Below are 15,310 nucleotides of genomic sequence, written 5' to 3' on the forward strand. Positions count from 1 at the left end.
GTAGGTAAGCTATCTAAGCTTCTAACTGAGCGTGACAAGAAGAAAGTCTTGGTTGTGTCTGCCGACGTTTACCGTCCAGCGGCAATCAAACAGCTTGAAACGTTAGCAAGCGATGTTGGCGTAGACTTCTTCCCATCTTCAGCTGATCAAAAACCTCTTGATATTGCAAACGCTGCAATCGACCACGCGAAGAAGAAATTCTACGACGTGCTACTTGTCGATACTGCGGGTCGTTTGGCTATCGATGAAGAGATGATGGGCGAGATCAAAGAGCTTCATACTGCAATTAAACCAGTAGAGACACTGTTCGTTGTTGATGCAATGACAGGTCAAGATGCTGCGAACACTGCAAAAGCCTTTGGTGATGCGCTACCACTAACCGGTGTTATCTTGACGAAAGTTGATGGTGATGCGCGTGGTGGTGCTGCTCTGTCTGTTCGTCATATCACAGGCAAGCCGATTAAATTCTTGGGTGTTGGTGAAAAGACTGACGCACTAGAACCGTTCCACCCAGATCGTGTTGCTTCTCGTATCTTAGGTATGGGCGACGTACTGTCTCTTATTGAAGACCTACAGAAAAACGTTGATACCGAGAAAGCAGAGAAACTGGCTAAGAAGTTCAAAGAGAAGAAAGGCTTTGACCTTGAAGACTTCCGTGAACAACTAGGTCAGATGCAAAACATGGGCGGCATGATGGGCATGATGGATAAGCTTCCAGGCATGTCTCAGCTACCAGATAACGTTAAAGATAAAGTTGATGACAAGATGTTCAAGCAAATGGAAGCGATCATCAACTCTATGACCATGAAAGAGCGTCAACGCCCTGACCTAATCAAAGGCTCTCGCAAAAAGCGTATTGCCGCTGGTTCTGGTACACAGGTACAAGATGTAAACCGTATGCTTAAGCAGTTCACCCAAATGCAGAAGATGATGAAGAAGATGCAGAAAGGTGGCATGAAAGGCATGATGCGCAACATGCAAGGCATGATGGGCGGCGGTGGAGGTATGGGCGGAATGGGTGGTGGCTTTAACCCGTTTGGTCGATAATCTACAAATGTAAGCTTTAGCTACGTTACTTTTCATAGTGTTAGCCGTGTCACAGAAAGTGTACGGCAGCTATGTTGGTGAAAAAATAGCTAAAGCCCTTGCATTGCACCGGAATAAGAGTAAAATTCCGGGGCTTTAATTTGGCACGAGACCCCAAGCTATTTACTTATACTTGGGGTTAATTATTTTATTAAGAAAGCAAAGAGGACGACATGGTAACCATTCGTTTGGCACGTCACGGTGCAAAGAAGCGCCCATTTTATCAAATCGTAGTTGCGGATAGCCGTAACGCTGCAACTGGCCGTTTCATCGAGAAAGTAGGTTTCTTTAACCCTACAGCTCAAGGTCAAGAAGAAGGTCTACGTCTAGACCTAGATCGTGTTAACCACTGGGTTGGTCAAGGCGCATCTCTATCTGATCGTGTAGCTAAGCTAGTTAAAGACGCTCAAAAAGCGGCTTAATTCTTTTTTAAAGAGAAATAGCTTATGTCGATGAAGGGTAAAGAAACTATGAGCGAGCAAAATAATAGAATTGTCATGGGTAAACTTGGGTCTACCTATGGTATTCGTGGCTGGCTCAAAGTGTTCTCCTACACAGACAATGCTGAAAGCATATTTGATTACAGCCCTTGGTATTTAAACCTAAAGGGTAAGTGGGTTGAGTACAAAGTTGAGAGCTGGAAACGTCATGGCCAAGGTTATGTATGTAAGCTAGCGGGATTAGATGTTCGTGAAGACGCGCAACTGATGACTAACTTTGAAATTGCTATTGACCCTGCTTCGTTACCTGAATTGTCAGAAGATGAATTCTACTGGCGCGAATTGTTCGGTATGCAAGTTTTTACCACTAAAGGTTACGACCTTGGTGAGGTCACTGACCTATTAGAAACTGGCTCGAACGATGTTCTAGTAATCAAAGCAAATCTTAAAGATGCTTTTGGCCAAAAGGAACGGTTAGTACCGTACCTTGAAGAGCAAGTGATCAAGAAAGTTGATCGCGAAGCTCGCCGGATCGAAGTTGACTGGGATCCTGGATTCTAACTCCAAATTACAGAGCGAGAGAACACATGTGGGTTGGCATTATTAGCCTTTTTCCTGAAATGTTCCGTTCTGTTACTGATTTTGGAGTAACAGGTCAAGCGGTTAAAAAAGGTCTTTTATCTATTGAGACATGGAATCCTCGTGATTTCACTCATGATAAACATCGCACTGTTGATGACAGACCTTACGGTGGTGGTCCTGGCATGTTAATGATGGTTCAGCCTTTGCGCGACGCTATCACAACGGCCAAGCAAGCAGCACCGGGAAAGACGAAAGTTATCTATCTTTCACCTCAAGGTCGTAAACTCGACCAGAAAGGTGTTGAAGAGCTGGCAACAAACGAGAATTTACTTCTTATTTGTGGTCGCTACGAAGGGGTAGATGAGCGCATCATTCAATCTGAAGTTGACGAAGAATGGTCGATTGGAGATTTTGTGATGACGGGTGGCGAACTGCCAGCCATGACGCTGATTGATTCAGTATCTCGGTTTGTTCCGGGTGTACTTGGAGATTTCGCTTCAGCAGAAGAAGATTCTTTTGCAAATGGTTTGCTAGATTGTCCCCATTATACGCGCCCTGAGGTGCTAGACGATAAAGATGTACCATCGGTACTCAAGTCTGGAAACCATAAGGACATTCGTCGCTGGCGATTAAAACAATCGTTGGGCCGAACTTGGCTAAGAAGACCAGAACTCCTGGAAAACCTAGCTCTGACTGACGAACAGGAACAATTACTGGCTGAATTCATTAAAGAGCAACGCTCTTAACGAAAAGCAAGCAGTAACCTATTAAATTTAGTATCAGTTTATTCTAGGAATTTATACAAATGAGCAACATCATCAAGGCTCTTGAAGAAGAGCAACTAAAATCAGACCTTCCTAAATTCGCACCAGGTGACACTGTTGTAGTTCAGGTTAAGGTAAAAGAAGGTGACCGTGAGCGTCTACAGGCTTTCGAAGGCGTTGTAATCGCTATTCGTAACCGTGGTCTACACTCTGCATTCACAGTTCGTAAGATCTCGAACGGTGAAGGCGTAGAGCGTGCGTTCCAAACTCACTCTCCAATGGTTGATAGCATCGAAGTTAAACGCCGTGGTGCAGTACGTCGTGCCAAGTTGTACTACCTACGTGAGCGTTCTGGTAAGTCAGCTCGTATTAAAGAGAAGCTTACTAAGAAGTAATTCTTTTTGCATTCTATCGATAAAAGCGGAGCCATTTGGCTCCGCTTTTTTGTGTCTGTTATTTGGAGCTTAGCAGGTAAGAGATCCCCAATTCGCTCGTACCTCACTCTTGAGGATGACAAACCAGACGAAACTCATATTTAACCGTCATTCCCTAGACTGACGAAGAAAGGAGTAGGGAATCTCTACTAGCGCCGTGTTATAGGCAATAAAAAAGGATTGACGTTAAACGCCAACCCTTCAAAATTTACTCGCTACTCGCTACTCGCTACTCGCTACTCGCTACTCGCTACTCGCTACTCGCTTAGTGCGGATCTTCCGACCAACCATCGCTATCTGACATATCTGGTGCGCCAGCGATGCTGTTCTCTTCGTCTGCCCATTCACCGAAATCAATCATCTGACATTGCTTGCTGCAAAACGGGCGGTGCGGGCTTTGTTCGCCCCATTCAACGTCAGCATTACATTGAGGGCATTTAACGATGGTGATTTTCTTCGACATAGTGATTCTTAATTTGAAGGTGTAATAATAGTGAGTTTAGGCTCGAGTGAGGACTCAAGCCAAACTATAAAAGGAAATTAATTAGGTGCAGATTGCCAATTCAAATTCGATGTCTTGAGTACAGGCTTGCCCAGTTTCAAAGCTCATGAACTTAACAGCAAAGCGGTTCTTGTGACCGGAGATCATCGGGTAGGCACCGTATTGCATCGGAATAGAAAGACGAAGGATATTCGCTTCATCGGCATCGCTCTGGAAGAAGCCAGCACGAGCGATTTGCTCTTTGAAGTGACCCGTCTCTCTGGTGAGCTTCAACCACAGTGTTAGCGCTTCATACAGAGGCTGTAGGCTATCCATCCAAGCTTTGGCATCTCGCATTCTCTTATCGAGAGGAAGGTGCAGCCAATAATGCAGTGCGGGCAGATCAAAGCAGCATGAACCACCTGGAAGATTAAAGCGTTGGCGAATTGCACTCAGGAAGCGGTCTTCCTTAAGTGACTGGCCAAAACGCTCTGCCTGCATCAGATCACGATAGATGTTACCAATGTCATTAAGTAGTGATGTCAGCATCTCTTGATCGACACCTTCAACATCCAACCAACTTTTGTAGGTTACACGTTGCTTCTCAATATCTTTTGCGAGTTCGCTCTTGAGTTGGATCTGTTCGAAGATTTCAATCAGATCAAAGATGGAACGGAAAAAGAGTTGATACTGTTGAGCATCGGAAAATGTAGAAGACAAGTGTAGCTGCCTCAAGAGTGATTCGACTCTTAAGTAGATGCGTGTTTTCTCATTTAGAGGATGTTCAAATTTATGGGTGATCATCGAGCAAACCTTCATTCAACATTGTTCTATTCTGACCCATCTACAGCACTGATTGCCAGATACTTTTGATGTAAATCTGTGATTTGAGGCAAAAGTTCTTGGTTTTTAGTATGGTTTTTAATCACGTCATCTGCAACTGCTAAGCGTTGTTCTCTTGAAGCCTGTGATTTTAAAATTGATGCAACTTGTTCCCTAGAAACATTGTCACGACTCATCGTACGTTCTATTTGAACTTCTGCTGGCACATCAACAATTAATACGCGATCGGCCATGCCTTGCATTTGGTTTTCCACCAATAGCGGTGCAACTAATAAACCATACGGGGATGTGATTTTAGACAGGTCACTGTCAATTTTGTCACGGATCATGGGATGAAGAAGATCATTGAGCCACTGCTTCTCTTTAGGATCAGAGAAGATCAGCTCACGCAGCCTACTTCGGTTGAGTGTTCCATCGTCAAGCAAGATAGACTCACCAAAGTGTTCTGTAATCTGTTTTAAGCCGACACTGCCCAGCGCAACCACTTCACGTGCCACGATATCAGCATCAACAATATCTATATTAAAATGCTCATTGAACAGGTTAGCGACCGTAGTTTTGCCACTGGCGATACCACCGCTTAATCCGATAATGATTGCCATGGTTAAATTCCTAGTACAGAAGTGAAATACCAACCCATGATGTCGTTACCCCACATCAAGCTTACCCAACCCGCAATCGCAAGGTAGGGCCCAAATGGAAAGGCTTTATCTATGCCTTGCTGTTTCAAGCGAAGTTGAATCAAACCAAACACAAGGCCAACAAGCGAAGATAAAAGGATGATCATCGGTAGGTGCTGCCAACCAAGCCATGCGCCAAGCGCAGCCAGGAGTTTGAAGTCACCGTAACCCATGCCTTCTTTGCCTGTCAGTAGTTTGAACAACCAATAAACAGACCACAGAGCCAGGTAGCCAGCCATTGCGCCAACCACAGAATCTTGCAGCGATACTGGGCTGATATTAAACAATGCTAAAGCGATACCGGACCATACTAAAGGCAAGGTGATTTGATCGGGTAACAGCATGGTATCGAGATCGATAAAGGTCGCGGTAATCAGTGCGAAGGTGAAAAAAATCAAAGCAATGGCGTAGTAACTGAAACCAAAGTGGCTAGCAACCATTGTGCAAAGTATTGCGGTAAGCAGTTCGACCAAAGGGTAGCGAGCACTGATTGGATTAGCACAGCTATGGCACTTACCCTTTAAGAGCAACCAGCTTAACACTGGGATATTGTCGACGATTCTTAATTGGGTTTTGCATTTCGGGCAGGTTGAACGAGGAATGCTGAGATTGAACTTTCCCTCTGGCGCTGGAATTTTATATTGAGAGAAATATTCCGAGCACTCTTGTTGCCATTCGCGTTCCATCATAATCGGTAAACGGTGTATGACTACGTTGAGGAAGCTGCCGATAAGAAGGCTAAAAATGAAAGCTAATACGGGGAATAGCCAAGGATAGTAGTGAAATACTTCCATAGTGTCCTTTACCACTTAATCAAGGTGAGCAGAGATTGCTGCTCATGGGTGTTTAGTTGCTTTAACTATCCTAACACACTCATAAGATTAAAGATCGGTAAGTACATCGCAACCACAAGCCCGCCAACAACCGTTCCCAAAAATACGATGATCAATGGTTCTAAAATTTTGCCTAAATTGTCGACGGTGTTGTCTACTTCAAACTCGTAAATGGAAGCGACTTTATTAAGCATATCATCAAGGTTGCCTGACTCTTCACCGATCATCACCATCTGTAACACCATTTCAGGGAAGGCATTGGTATTGCGCATTGCGATATACATCGGCATGCCAGCAGCCGTTTCTCGGTGAACTTCAATGATGGCCGACTCATAATGCAGGTTGCCTGCGGTTTTTGCCGTGGTTTTGAGGCTCATCAAAATTGGAATGCCAGAACTAAAGCTGGTTGATAAGGTTCGGCTAAATTTGGCTATGGATGCTTTGGCTAATACGCCACCAAGAACAGGGAAGCGTAATCCCAGCCGACTAACAGACAGTCTGATCGAGTGGGAACGCTGACACAGTTGGTAAATAATCAGGACAACAAGCCCGATGCCTACAGCCGTATAAAAACTGTAAGCCTGCATCCAATGAGAAAGATGAAGAACTTGTTGAGTAAACCAAGGGAGATCGGCACCAAAACCTGAAAACATCGATTCAAATTCGGGAATAACCATGGTCAGCATTAGGTAAGAGACAGTCAGTGCAACAATGACCACCATCGCTGGGTAAATAAGTGCTTTTATAACCTTAGACTTTAGCTGTTCACTCTTTTCTCGATAAGTTGCCAAGCGTTCGAATACTTGCGCGAGATTACCGGAAAGTTCGCCCGTTGCGACTAAGTCGGTATACAGATCATCAAAGTGACGGCTTGCGGTTCGCATTGCTTTTGAGATTGGCGTTCCGGCTTCTACACCTTTGCAGATATGCGATAGAATCGATTTCATTTCAGCTTTGCGGTGATTGTCCGACACCAACTTGATGGCTTGTACGATAGGCACACCAGTGGCCAGCATGGTAGCAAGCTGCCGAGTCAAAATAGTGATGTCTTTGGCTTTTACTCTATGGGTTAAACGAGTGACGGCTGAAATACTTTTCTTTTTGATTTTCTTAATTTGAATATGTTGTTCTTTGAGCTTTTCTCGTACTTCCAATTCGGTGAGCGCTAACGTTTGCCCAGACACTTTCTTGCCTGAGCTGTTAATGCCTTTCCAGTGATAGCTTTTTAATTGTGATTGTTTGGACTTGCTACTCATTGGTGCTCCATTGGTTTATATGTACAGAACACGTTGCAGCTCTTGATAGCTGGTGGTGCCTTCAAGCAATTTATCTAGCCCCGACTCTTGCAGAGTTCTCATGCCTTCTCGGCGAGCCAAGTTTTCAATGGCCAACGCGTTCGGTTTGTCGATCAGGCTGCTTTTCAGTTGATCGCTAAACGGCATCACTTCATAGATACCCACTCGCCCCGAATAACCCTGGTTACACTCATTGCAACCTTTAGGACTCGCTTTGTAGATGGTTTGGCTGTTAGGAATGGAGTGACGCAGGAATATGTCTGGCGAGTCGTCATTTTCTTTGCAGTGGTTGCATAATCGTCTTGCCAGTCGTTGGGCGATAATTAAGCTTAACGAGGACGCTAAGTTAAATGGTTCAATACCCATGTGGGCGAGCCGAGTGACGGTTTCCGCTGCAGAGTTAGTATGAAGAGTCGAAAGCACTAAGTGACCCGTTTGCGATGCTTTGATAGCGATCTCTGCAGTTTCTAAATCTCGGATCTCACCGACCATTACAACATCAGGATCTTGTCGCAAAAATGATCGCAGTGCCTCAGCAAACCCAAAGCCGATCTTAGGTGTCACTTGTACTTGATTGATACCACATAGGTTAATTTCCACAGGGTCTTCAGCTGTTGAGATGTTGCGTTCAGTTGTGTTGAGCACTCGAAGGCCAGTATAAAGGGACACGGTTTTTCCGCTGCCGGTAGGCCCTGTCATTAAGATCATACCTTGTGGGCGCTTCAGGGCATCGAGGTAGAGTGCTTTTTGATCTTCGCTATAACCTAACTTATCGATATCTAAATTAGCAGCGCTGCTATCAAGCAGTCGCAGTACGATCTTTTCACCCCATAAGGTCGGTAGAGTTGATACTCGCATATCAATCGCCAGATCGTCGTTCAAACGTAACTTAATACGACCGTCTTGAGGCAAACGGCGTTCAGCGATATCAAGCTTGGCGAGGATCTTTAAGCGAGCAGATAGACGACGACTTAAGTGAGAGGCGGGTTGTTGGATCTCGACAAGGATGCCATCGCAACGCAGGCGTACTCGGTAGTGTTCCTCGTAAGGTTCAAAATGGATATCTGATGCACCCTTACGAACCGCATCAACCAGTATCTGATTGATAAAGCGGCTGACAGGGGAGTCGTCTTGGCTGAGATCTTCAATCGACGCTATCTCGTCGTCAGACACCTCAACAAGATTGGCGAGTTCATCTTGAGTGATCTCTTTGCGTTTGGAGTCTTGCCCGGAAATCGAACGGCCATACAGCTTTCGTATTGCGCCTTCTAGTTCTGAGTAGTTGGCGACAACCAATTCAATCTGTAATCCGGTCGCAAATCGAAAGTCATCTTCCGCTTGCAAGTCGGTAGGGTCAGCAGAGGCGAGCGTGAGAGTCGAGCTAGAGACTGAAATCGGGAGAGCACGATACTTGGTTATCAGTTCACGAAGCCCTAATTGGTCACATAAGATTTCATAATCAACATTGGCAAGTTGTACTAACGGTAAGCCGAAGATGGTTTTAATGTTGTTTGCTAAGGAATCGCCGCTGAAGAAATCCAGAACGAGCAAAGCTTCAGGTGTAGAAACACCTGAAGCTTGTATATGTTCCGCAACAGCTTGTTCTTGAGTCAGGCTAAGCAAGTCAGCCTGACGAAGAACGGTCGGGAGGTTGGTTAGCACTTATGAGCAGCCTGTTAAATTAATTGTGCTTTGGTTATGGGCACATGACCATTCGCCGGTAGCATTTTGTCTAGTTAACGTTACAGTGGCATTTTCCCCTGCGCCTTCGGTGATTGTTGCAACTATTGCGTTTTGTCCGGTTGTTGTGATCGCGGCAGATGTAGAGTTAATAGTACCAATACCAAATGCGGCTGAAATTGCCGGGAATTCATTTTCAAACGCGATTGAATCTTCGATATTTGTTTTATATGCAGTTACGGAAGCTAAAGCTGCACCCAAAGCACTTTTCTTTACGTAATCTTGATATTGAGGTACCGCAATAGCAGACAATACCCCAATTACCGCCACCACAATCATCAATTCAATCAGCGTGAAACCTTTCTGATTTGTTCTTCTATTTTTGTTATTCATTGTTCTATTCCATTGTTTAGTTTGTTTCAGTGCAGGCACTGGTTGATGGAAAGAATAGAAGTTGATATGGGGTTGTGGAATGGTGTTCAGGTGTGGTCGCGAGTGGTTTGGTATTTATTGGTGTAGTGTTTCATATAGCGCGCAAAATTATGCGATCAACTTAAATAACTGCTTGAAATATTGATAATTCAGGCAATAAAAAAGGCACCGTTATTAACAGTGCCTTTACAGAAATTATTTATTATTCAGTAAATTACGCTTTGAATCTCATTGATAGATCCATTGCTTTTAGGTGCTTGGTTAAAGCGCCTACCGAGATGTAATCAACACCCGTTTCAGCGAACTCTGCAATCGTGTCTAATGTTACATTGCCTGAGTTCTCTAATGCTGCGCGGCCAGCGTTGATTTTCACCGCTTCACGCATCATGTCTGTGGTGAAGTTGTCTAGCATGATGATGTCTGCGCCAGCGCTGATCGCTTGCTCTAGCTCTTCTAGGCTTTCGGTTTCAACTTCTACTGGTTTACCTGGGTTCAGCTCTTTTGCAGTAGAGATAGCCTTCTCAATGCCACCACAAGCGATGATGTGGTTTTCTTTGATTAGGTAAGCATCGAACACACCAATACGGTGGTTGAAACCGCCACCACAAGCCACTGCGTATTTCAGTGCGCTGCGTAGGCCAGGAATCGTTTTACGAGTATCCAACAGGCGGCATTCAGTGTGTTTGATTTTGTCTGCGTAGATAGCAGTAGCAGTCGCACAGCCAGATAGCGTTTGAATGAAGTTCATTGCGTTACGCTCACCCGTTAATAGCGCGCGTGCTGGGCCAGTTAGCGTGCAAAGCGTTTGGTTTGGTTCAACCTTGTCGCCATCTTCTACGTTCCACTCGATAGTTACCTCACCGCCCAATTGCTTAAACACTTCATCAGCCCAAGCTTTACCACAGAACACACCGTGCTCACGGGTAATGATGGTAGCGCTGTTGATTGCGTCTGCTGGGATTAGACTTGCCGTAATATCAGCCGCTGGATCTAACGTTCCGCCTAGATCTTCTTTGATGGTCTCAGCCACTGAGCGAGTGATCTCTAGAGGCAGTTGCTCTTTTAAGTAGTCAAGGCGTTGGTGGCTGTTATGTGTGTTTTTCATCGCAAATCTAATCTTGAAAGGGAGTGGGAATGGAATGATACTCTTGCTTAACTTCAAATTAAAGAGGCTAGCGTGACTGCTCTATGGGTAAGGTCACATCTTATTGTGCTAGCAGAAAAGAAAGTGAGACCAAGATGACGATCAGCTTCAACGGATGGTATGACAACGCTCGGCATGTTCCTTCCCCGTATTTTGATGTTAGACCTAGCGTCGACGATATCTCTCTGCTGGTGGTTCACAACATTAGTTTACCTCCGGGGCAATTTGGTGGGCCTTACATCGAACAGTTTTTTACGGGCAAACTTGACCCGAAGGAACACCCGTTTTTTAAGGTGATTCACCAAATGGGCGTGTCGGCGCACTGTTTGATTCGTCGCGATGGGGAAGTGGTGCAGTTCGTTTCTTTCTTAGACCGAGCTTGGCATGCTGGCCAGTCGAGCTTTGCAGGGCGTGAAAGGTGTAATGATTATTCGATTGGTATTGAACTGGAAGGCAGTGACTTTGTGGCTTATAGCGAGCAGCAGTATCAAGCGCTTGCCAAATTAACAGAAACGATAGTATCGACGTTCCCTCAAATCACCAGCGAACGTATCACTGGCCATCAATACATAGCACCCCTGCGTAAAACTGACCCTGGCTTGGTGTTCGATTGGCAAAAATTTAAAAGAAAGCTCCAAGCTTAGGCCTCTGTTTTTGACGATAGCCTTACCGCTGGTGGGCGTTGAATAGTCAACGCCTATCATAATGACTTGTGAATTTTTGTTGTTGCGATGTAAAGAAAGTGGTGAAGAGAAGCGCATCAATAAATCGAGAGTGTGACGAGCTTATCAAACACTCATTTATTAAAACTTATGAACAGAATTTCCACCCTAAATGTGCGCTTGGTTCGATTTTTAAACGAGTGACACTAATCTTTCTGAAACAATTCATTTTTATCCTGAAACTTTCAAGCACGAACACTCCCCAAAAGTATTACCCCTGTAAATGGTAAGACCAATTTGGTTGCTGTTTTAAATTTCATTTGTTAAATCATGGTTAATTCACGCTGTATTCTATGATGCAGGTCAATTTTAGGCTGGACAGTGGCGTTTTAATTATGTTAATTTCTGCCCAACTTAAAATTGGTATTACCAATTGTCAGCGAAGAAAAAGAAGAACAACAAACTATGGCTTATCAAAGGATTCGTCAGCCAAAACTCTCCGATGTTATCGAACAAGAGTTAGAAAGGTTGATAGTGGAAGGAACACTGGCTCCAGGGCAGCAGCTGCCGCCTGAGCGCGAACTGGCGAAACAGTTCGATGTGTCTCGTCCTTCGATCCGAGAAGCGATACAACGTTTAGAAGCAAAACGCTTGCTTACTCGCCGTCAAGGTGGAGGTACGTTTGTTAGCGAAAATATCTGGAAAAGCTTTTCAGATCCTTTGCTTAATTTGTTGTCGTCCCATTCTGAAACCCAACTAGACTTGTTGGAATCGCGTCATGCGATGGAAGGGATTTCGGCTTACTTCGCGGCATTGCGTGGCACTGATGAAGACTTTGCTCGAATTCAAGCATGCCAAGAAAAAATTCGCGGTGCGCAAGATAAGGGTGATATTGAAGCCGAATCTGCAGCAGTGATGGCTTTTCTTATTGCTTTAACAGAGGCAGCGCACAATGTGGTGTTATTGCACATTGTTCGTAGCTTGGCTCCGTTACTCGAACAAAATGTCTTAGAAAATTTAAAGCTGTTGCATCGTCGTAAAGACGTTGTGGAGAAAGTGAGTATACATCGAGCTAACATTGTAGATGCGATCGTTTCAGGACAGCCAGAACAGGCACGTGAAATGTCACACTCTCATTTAGCTTACATCGAAGAAACATTGATGGATTTGACCAAAGAAGAATCGCGTCGCGAACGTTCTTTACGTCGAATTCAACAGGGTAAATAGCCGTAATACTTCGGCTTTTTACGTGTTTAGTAGAATCCAACTAACAAAAAGGATAGATCGCCATGTCTGACATGAAGCATGACGTTGATGCTCTGGAAACTCAAGATTGGTTAGAAGCTCTTGAGTCAGTAGTACGTGAAGAAGGTGTAGAACGTGCACAGTTTTTACTAGAACAAGTTCTAGATAAAGCGCGTTTAGATGGTGTTGATATGGCTACAGGCATCAACACAAACTACATCAACACAATTCCAGCAGCACAAGAGCCAGCTTACCCTGGTGACGTAACTCTTGAGCGTCGTATTCGTTCGATTATTCGCTGGAACGCAATCATGATCGTATTGCGTGCTTCTAAAAAAGACCTAGACCTTGGTGGTCACATGGCTTCTTACCAGTCAGCAGCAGCGTTCTACGAAGTATGTTTCAACCACTTCTTCCGTGCTCCAAACGAGACTGACGGTGGCGATCTAGTTTATTACCAAGGTCACATCTCTCCAGGTATCTACTCTCGTGCATTCGTTGAAGGTCGTCTAACTGAAGAGCAGCTAGATAACTTCCGTCAAGAAGTTGATGGTAAAGGTATTCCTTCTTACCCGCACCCTAAACTGATGCCTGAGTTCTGGCAGTTCCCTACAGTATCTATGGGTCTAGGCCCGATCTCTGCGATCTACCAAGCGCGCTTCCTTAAGTACCTTGACGGCCGTGGTCTTAAAGATACTTCTGCTCAACGTGTATACGCTTTCCTAGGTGACGGTGAGATGGATGAGCCAGAATCACGTGGTGCTATCTCTTTCGCTGCGCGTGAGAAGCTAGACAACCTATGTTTCCTAATCAACTGTAACCTACAGCGTCTAGACGGCCCTGTAATGGGTAACGGTAGCATCATCCAAGAACTTGAAGGCCTATTCAAAGGTGCAGGTTGGAACGTTGTTAAAGTTATCTGGGGTAGCAACTGGGATTCTCTACTAGCTAAAGACACTACTGGTAAGCTTCTTCAACTAATGAACGAAACTATCGATGGTGACTATCAGACATTCAAATCTAAAGATGGCGCATACGTACGTGAGCACTTCTTTGGTAAGTACCCAGAAACAGCTGCACTAGTTGCAGACATGACTGACGACCAAATCTTCGAACTGAAGCGTGGTGGTCACGACTCTTCTAAACTGTTCGCTGCATTCAACAATGCAAAAGAGACAGGTGGCAAGCCAACAGTAATCCTAGCTAAGACAGTTAAAGGTTACGGCATGGGTGAAGCTGCAGAAGGTAAGAACATCGCTCACGGTGTTAAGAAGATGGACATGACTCACGTACAATACCTACGTGACCGTCTAGGCCTACAAGACATCCTTTCTGATGAGAAAGTGTCTGAGCTTCCTTACCTGACTCTAGAAGAAGGTTCTGCTGAGTACGAATACCTACATGCTCGTCGTAAAGCCCTACAAGGTTACACGCCAGCACGTCTGCCTAAATTTACTCAAGAATTCAAAGTTCCTGAGCTAGACGCATTCGCACCTCTACTAGGTGAACAGAAGCGTGATATCTCTACAACTATGGCTTATGTACGTACGCTAAACATCCTTCTTAAAGATAAGAACATTGGTAAGAACATCGTTCCTATCATCTGTGATGAAGCTCGTACATTCGGTATGGAAGGTCTATTCCGTCAGGTTGGTATCTACAACCCACACGGTCAAGAATACACACCTGAAGATAAAGGCATCGTTTCTTACTACAAAGAAGCAACGTCTGGTCAAGTTCTTCAAGAAGGTATCAACGAACTAGGTTCTATGGCTTCATGGGTTGCTGCTGCAACTTCATACAGCACAAACGATCTACCGATGATCCCGTTCTACATCTACTACTCAATGTTCGGTTTCCAACGTATTGGTGACATGGCATGGCTAGCAGGCGACCAACAAGCTCGTGGCTTCCTATTAGGTGCTACTGCAGGTCGTACAACACTGAACGGTGAAGGTCTACAGCACGAAGATGGTCACTCGCACATCCAAGCGAACACTATCCCTAACTGTATCTCTTACGACCCAACGTTTGCTTACGAGCTAGCAGTAATCATGCAAGACGGTATCCGTCGCATGTACGGTCCTGAGCAAGAGAACGTTTACTACTACCTAACAGTAATGAACGAGAACTACGCAATGCCAGCAATGCCAGAAGGCGCTGAAGAAGGCATCCGTAAGGGTATCTACAAGCTTGAATCTCACGCTGGTGCTAAGGGCAAAGTTCAACTAATGAGCTCTGGTACTATCATGAACGAAGCGCGTAAAGCCGCTGAAATTCTAAGCGAAGAGTACGGCGTAGCATCTGACGTATTCTCTGTAACGTCGTTCAACGAACTAACTCGTGACGGCCAAGCGGTAGAGCGTGACAACATGCTTCACCCAGAAGCTGAAGAGAAAGTACCGTACATCACGACTGTTCTTGGTAAAGAACCTGCAATCGCAGTGACTGACTACATGAAGAACTACGCTGAGCAAGTACGTGCGTACATGCCAACTGAGTCTTACAAAGTACTTGGTACAGATGGTTTCGGCCGTTCTGACAGCCGTGCAAACCTACGTCGTCACTTCGAAGTGAACGCTGGCTACATCGTAGTTGCAGCTCTAACTGAACTGGCTAAACGTGGTGACATCGAGAAATCTGTAGTTGTTGAAGCAATTGCTAAATTCGATATCGACACTGAAAAAACTAACCCGCAATACGCATAAG

The 15,310-nt window shown here is 44.9% G+C and carries 16 protein-coding genes; 8 read left to right on the forward strand and 8 right to left on the reverse strand.

All coding sequences use genetic code 11. The annotated features are described in order from the left end of the window. The 5 genes from A136_RS14970 to rplS form a co-directional block, all read left to right on the forward strand. Positions 1–1,047, forward strand: a 1,047-nt coding sequence (locus tag A136_RS14970; protein WP_017063235.1) for a signal recognition particle protein, incomplete at its 5' end; no start/stop codon positions are given. Between the two features lie 212 nt (positions 1,048–1,259). Further along, entirely contained in the window at positions 1,260–1,508 is a 249-nt protein-coding gene (gene rpsP, locus A136_RS14975) for a 30S ribosomal protein S16 (RefSeq protein ID WP_004410028.1), read from the forward strand. A gap of 24 nt (positions 1,509–1,532) precedes the next feature. After that, on the forward strand, positions 1,533–2,087 hold the full coding sequence (gene rimM, locus A136_RS14980) for a ribosome maturation factor RimM (RefSeq protein WP_017063236.1): 555 nt from the start codon (positions 1,533–1,535) through the stop codon (positions 2,085–2,087). A gap of 26 nt (positions 2,088–2,113) precedes the next feature. Beyond that, a complete protein-coding gene (gene trmD, locus A136_RS14985; protein ID WP_017061056.1) occupies positions 2,114–2,854 on the forward strand; it encodes a tRNA (guanosine(37)-N1)-methyltransferase TrmD in 741 nt (246 codons plus the stop codon). Positions 2,855–2,913: 59 nt separating this feature from the next. Continuing rightward, entirely contained in the window at positions 2,914–3,267 is a 354-nt protein-coding gene (gene rplS, locus A136_RS14990) for a 50S ribosomal protein L19 (protein ID WP_004735514.1), read from the forward strand. 304 nt (positions 3,268–3,571) lie between these two features. On the opposite strand, the gene yacG is transcribed toward rplS, so the two are convergent. The 8 genes from yacG to nadC form a co-directional block, all read right to left on the reverse strand. After that, positions 3,572–3,769: a DNA gyrase inhibitor YacG gene (gene yacG / locus A136_RS14995; RefSeq protein WP_004735515.1), complete on the reverse strand. Its 198-nt coding sequence runs from the start codon at positions 3,767–3,769 to the stop codon at positions 3,572–3,574. Positions 3,770–3,850: 81 nt separating this feature from the next. Further along, positions 3,851–4,591 (reverse strand): cell division protein ZapD, encoded by a 741-nt coding sequence (gene zapD / locus A136_RS15000; protein WP_017063237.1) that lies wholly within the window; start codon positions 4,589–4,591, stop codon positions 3,851–3,853. Positions 4,592–4,617: 26 nt separating this feature from the next. Next, entirely contained in the window at positions 4,618–5,232 is a 615-nt protein-coding gene (gene coaE, locus A136_RS15005) for a dephospho-CoA kinase (RefSeq protein ID WP_017058946.1), read from the reverse strand. A gap of 2 nt (positions 5,233–5,234) precedes the next feature. Beyond that, positions 5,235–6,104 (reverse strand): prepilin peptidase, encoded by an 870-nt coding sequence (locus A136_RS15010; RefSeq protein WP_017063238.1) that lies wholly within the window; start codon positions 6,102–6,104, stop codon positions 5,235–5,237. Between the two features lie 65 nt (positions 6,105–6,169). Continuing rightward, positions 6,170–7,399, reverse strand: coding sequence for a type II secretion system F family protein (locus A136_RS15015; RefSeq protein WP_017063239.1), 1,230 nt, complete (start codon positions 7,397–7,399; stop codon positions 6,170–6,172). Between the two features lie 15 nt (positions 7,400–7,414). Beyond that, positions 7,415–9,100, reverse strand: coding sequence for a type IV-A pilus assembly ATPase PilB (gene pilB / locus A136_RS15020; RefSeq protein WP_017063240.1), 1,686 nt, complete (start codon positions 9,098–9,100; stop codon positions 7,415–7,417). Beyond that, positions 9,101–9,511, reverse strand: coding sequence for a pilin (locus tag A136_RS15025; RefSeq protein ID WP_017063241.1), 411 nt, complete (start codon positions 9,509–9,511; stop codon positions 9,101–9,103). It abuts the gene before it with no gap. Between the two features lie 253 nt (positions 9,512–9,764). Beyond that, positions 9,765–10,655 carry a carboxylating nicotinate-nucleotide diphosphorylase gene (nadC, locus tag A136_RS15030; protein WP_017063242.1) on the reverse strand — a complete coding sequence of 297 codons (891 nt, stop codon included), beginning with the start codon at positions 10,653–10,655 and terminating at the stop codon, positions 9,765–9,767. 83 nt (positions 10,656–10,738) lie between these two features. On the opposite strand from nadC, the gene ampD reads away from it, so the two are divergent. The 3 genes from ampD to aceE all read left to right on the forward strand — a co-directional run bounded on the left by ampD (position 10,739) and on the right by aceE (position 15,309). Beyond that, positions 10,739–11,338 (forward strand): 1,6-anhydro-N-acetylmuramyl-L-alanine amidase AmpD, encoded by a 600-nt coding sequence (gene ampD / locus A136_RS15035; RefSeq protein ID WP_017063243.1) that lies wholly within the window; start codon positions 10,739–10,741, stop codon positions 11,336–11,338. Between the two features lie 483 nt (positions 11,339–11,821). Beyond that, complete coding sequence (pdhR, locus tag A136_RS15040) at positions 11,822–12,583, forward strand: pyruvate dehydrogenase complex transcriptional repressor PdhR (RefSeq protein WP_009847596.1); 762 nt, start codon at positions 11,822–11,824, stop codon at positions 12,581–12,583. Positions 12,584–12,645: 62 nt separating this feature from the next. Next, positions 12,646–15,309, forward strand: coding sequence for a pyruvate dehydrogenase (acetyl-transferring), homodimeric type (gene aceE, locus A136_RS15045; RefSeq protein WP_017063244.1), 2,664 nt, complete (start codon positions 12,646–12,648; stop codon positions 15,307–15,309). Position 15,310: the final 1 nt, after the last annotated feature.

It is taken from the genome of Vibrio crassostreae 9ZC13, assembly GCF_000272045.2.
Classification (GTDB): Bacteria; Pseudomonadota; Gammaproteobacteria; order Enterobacterales; family Vibrionaceae; genus Vibrio; species Vibrio crassostreae_C.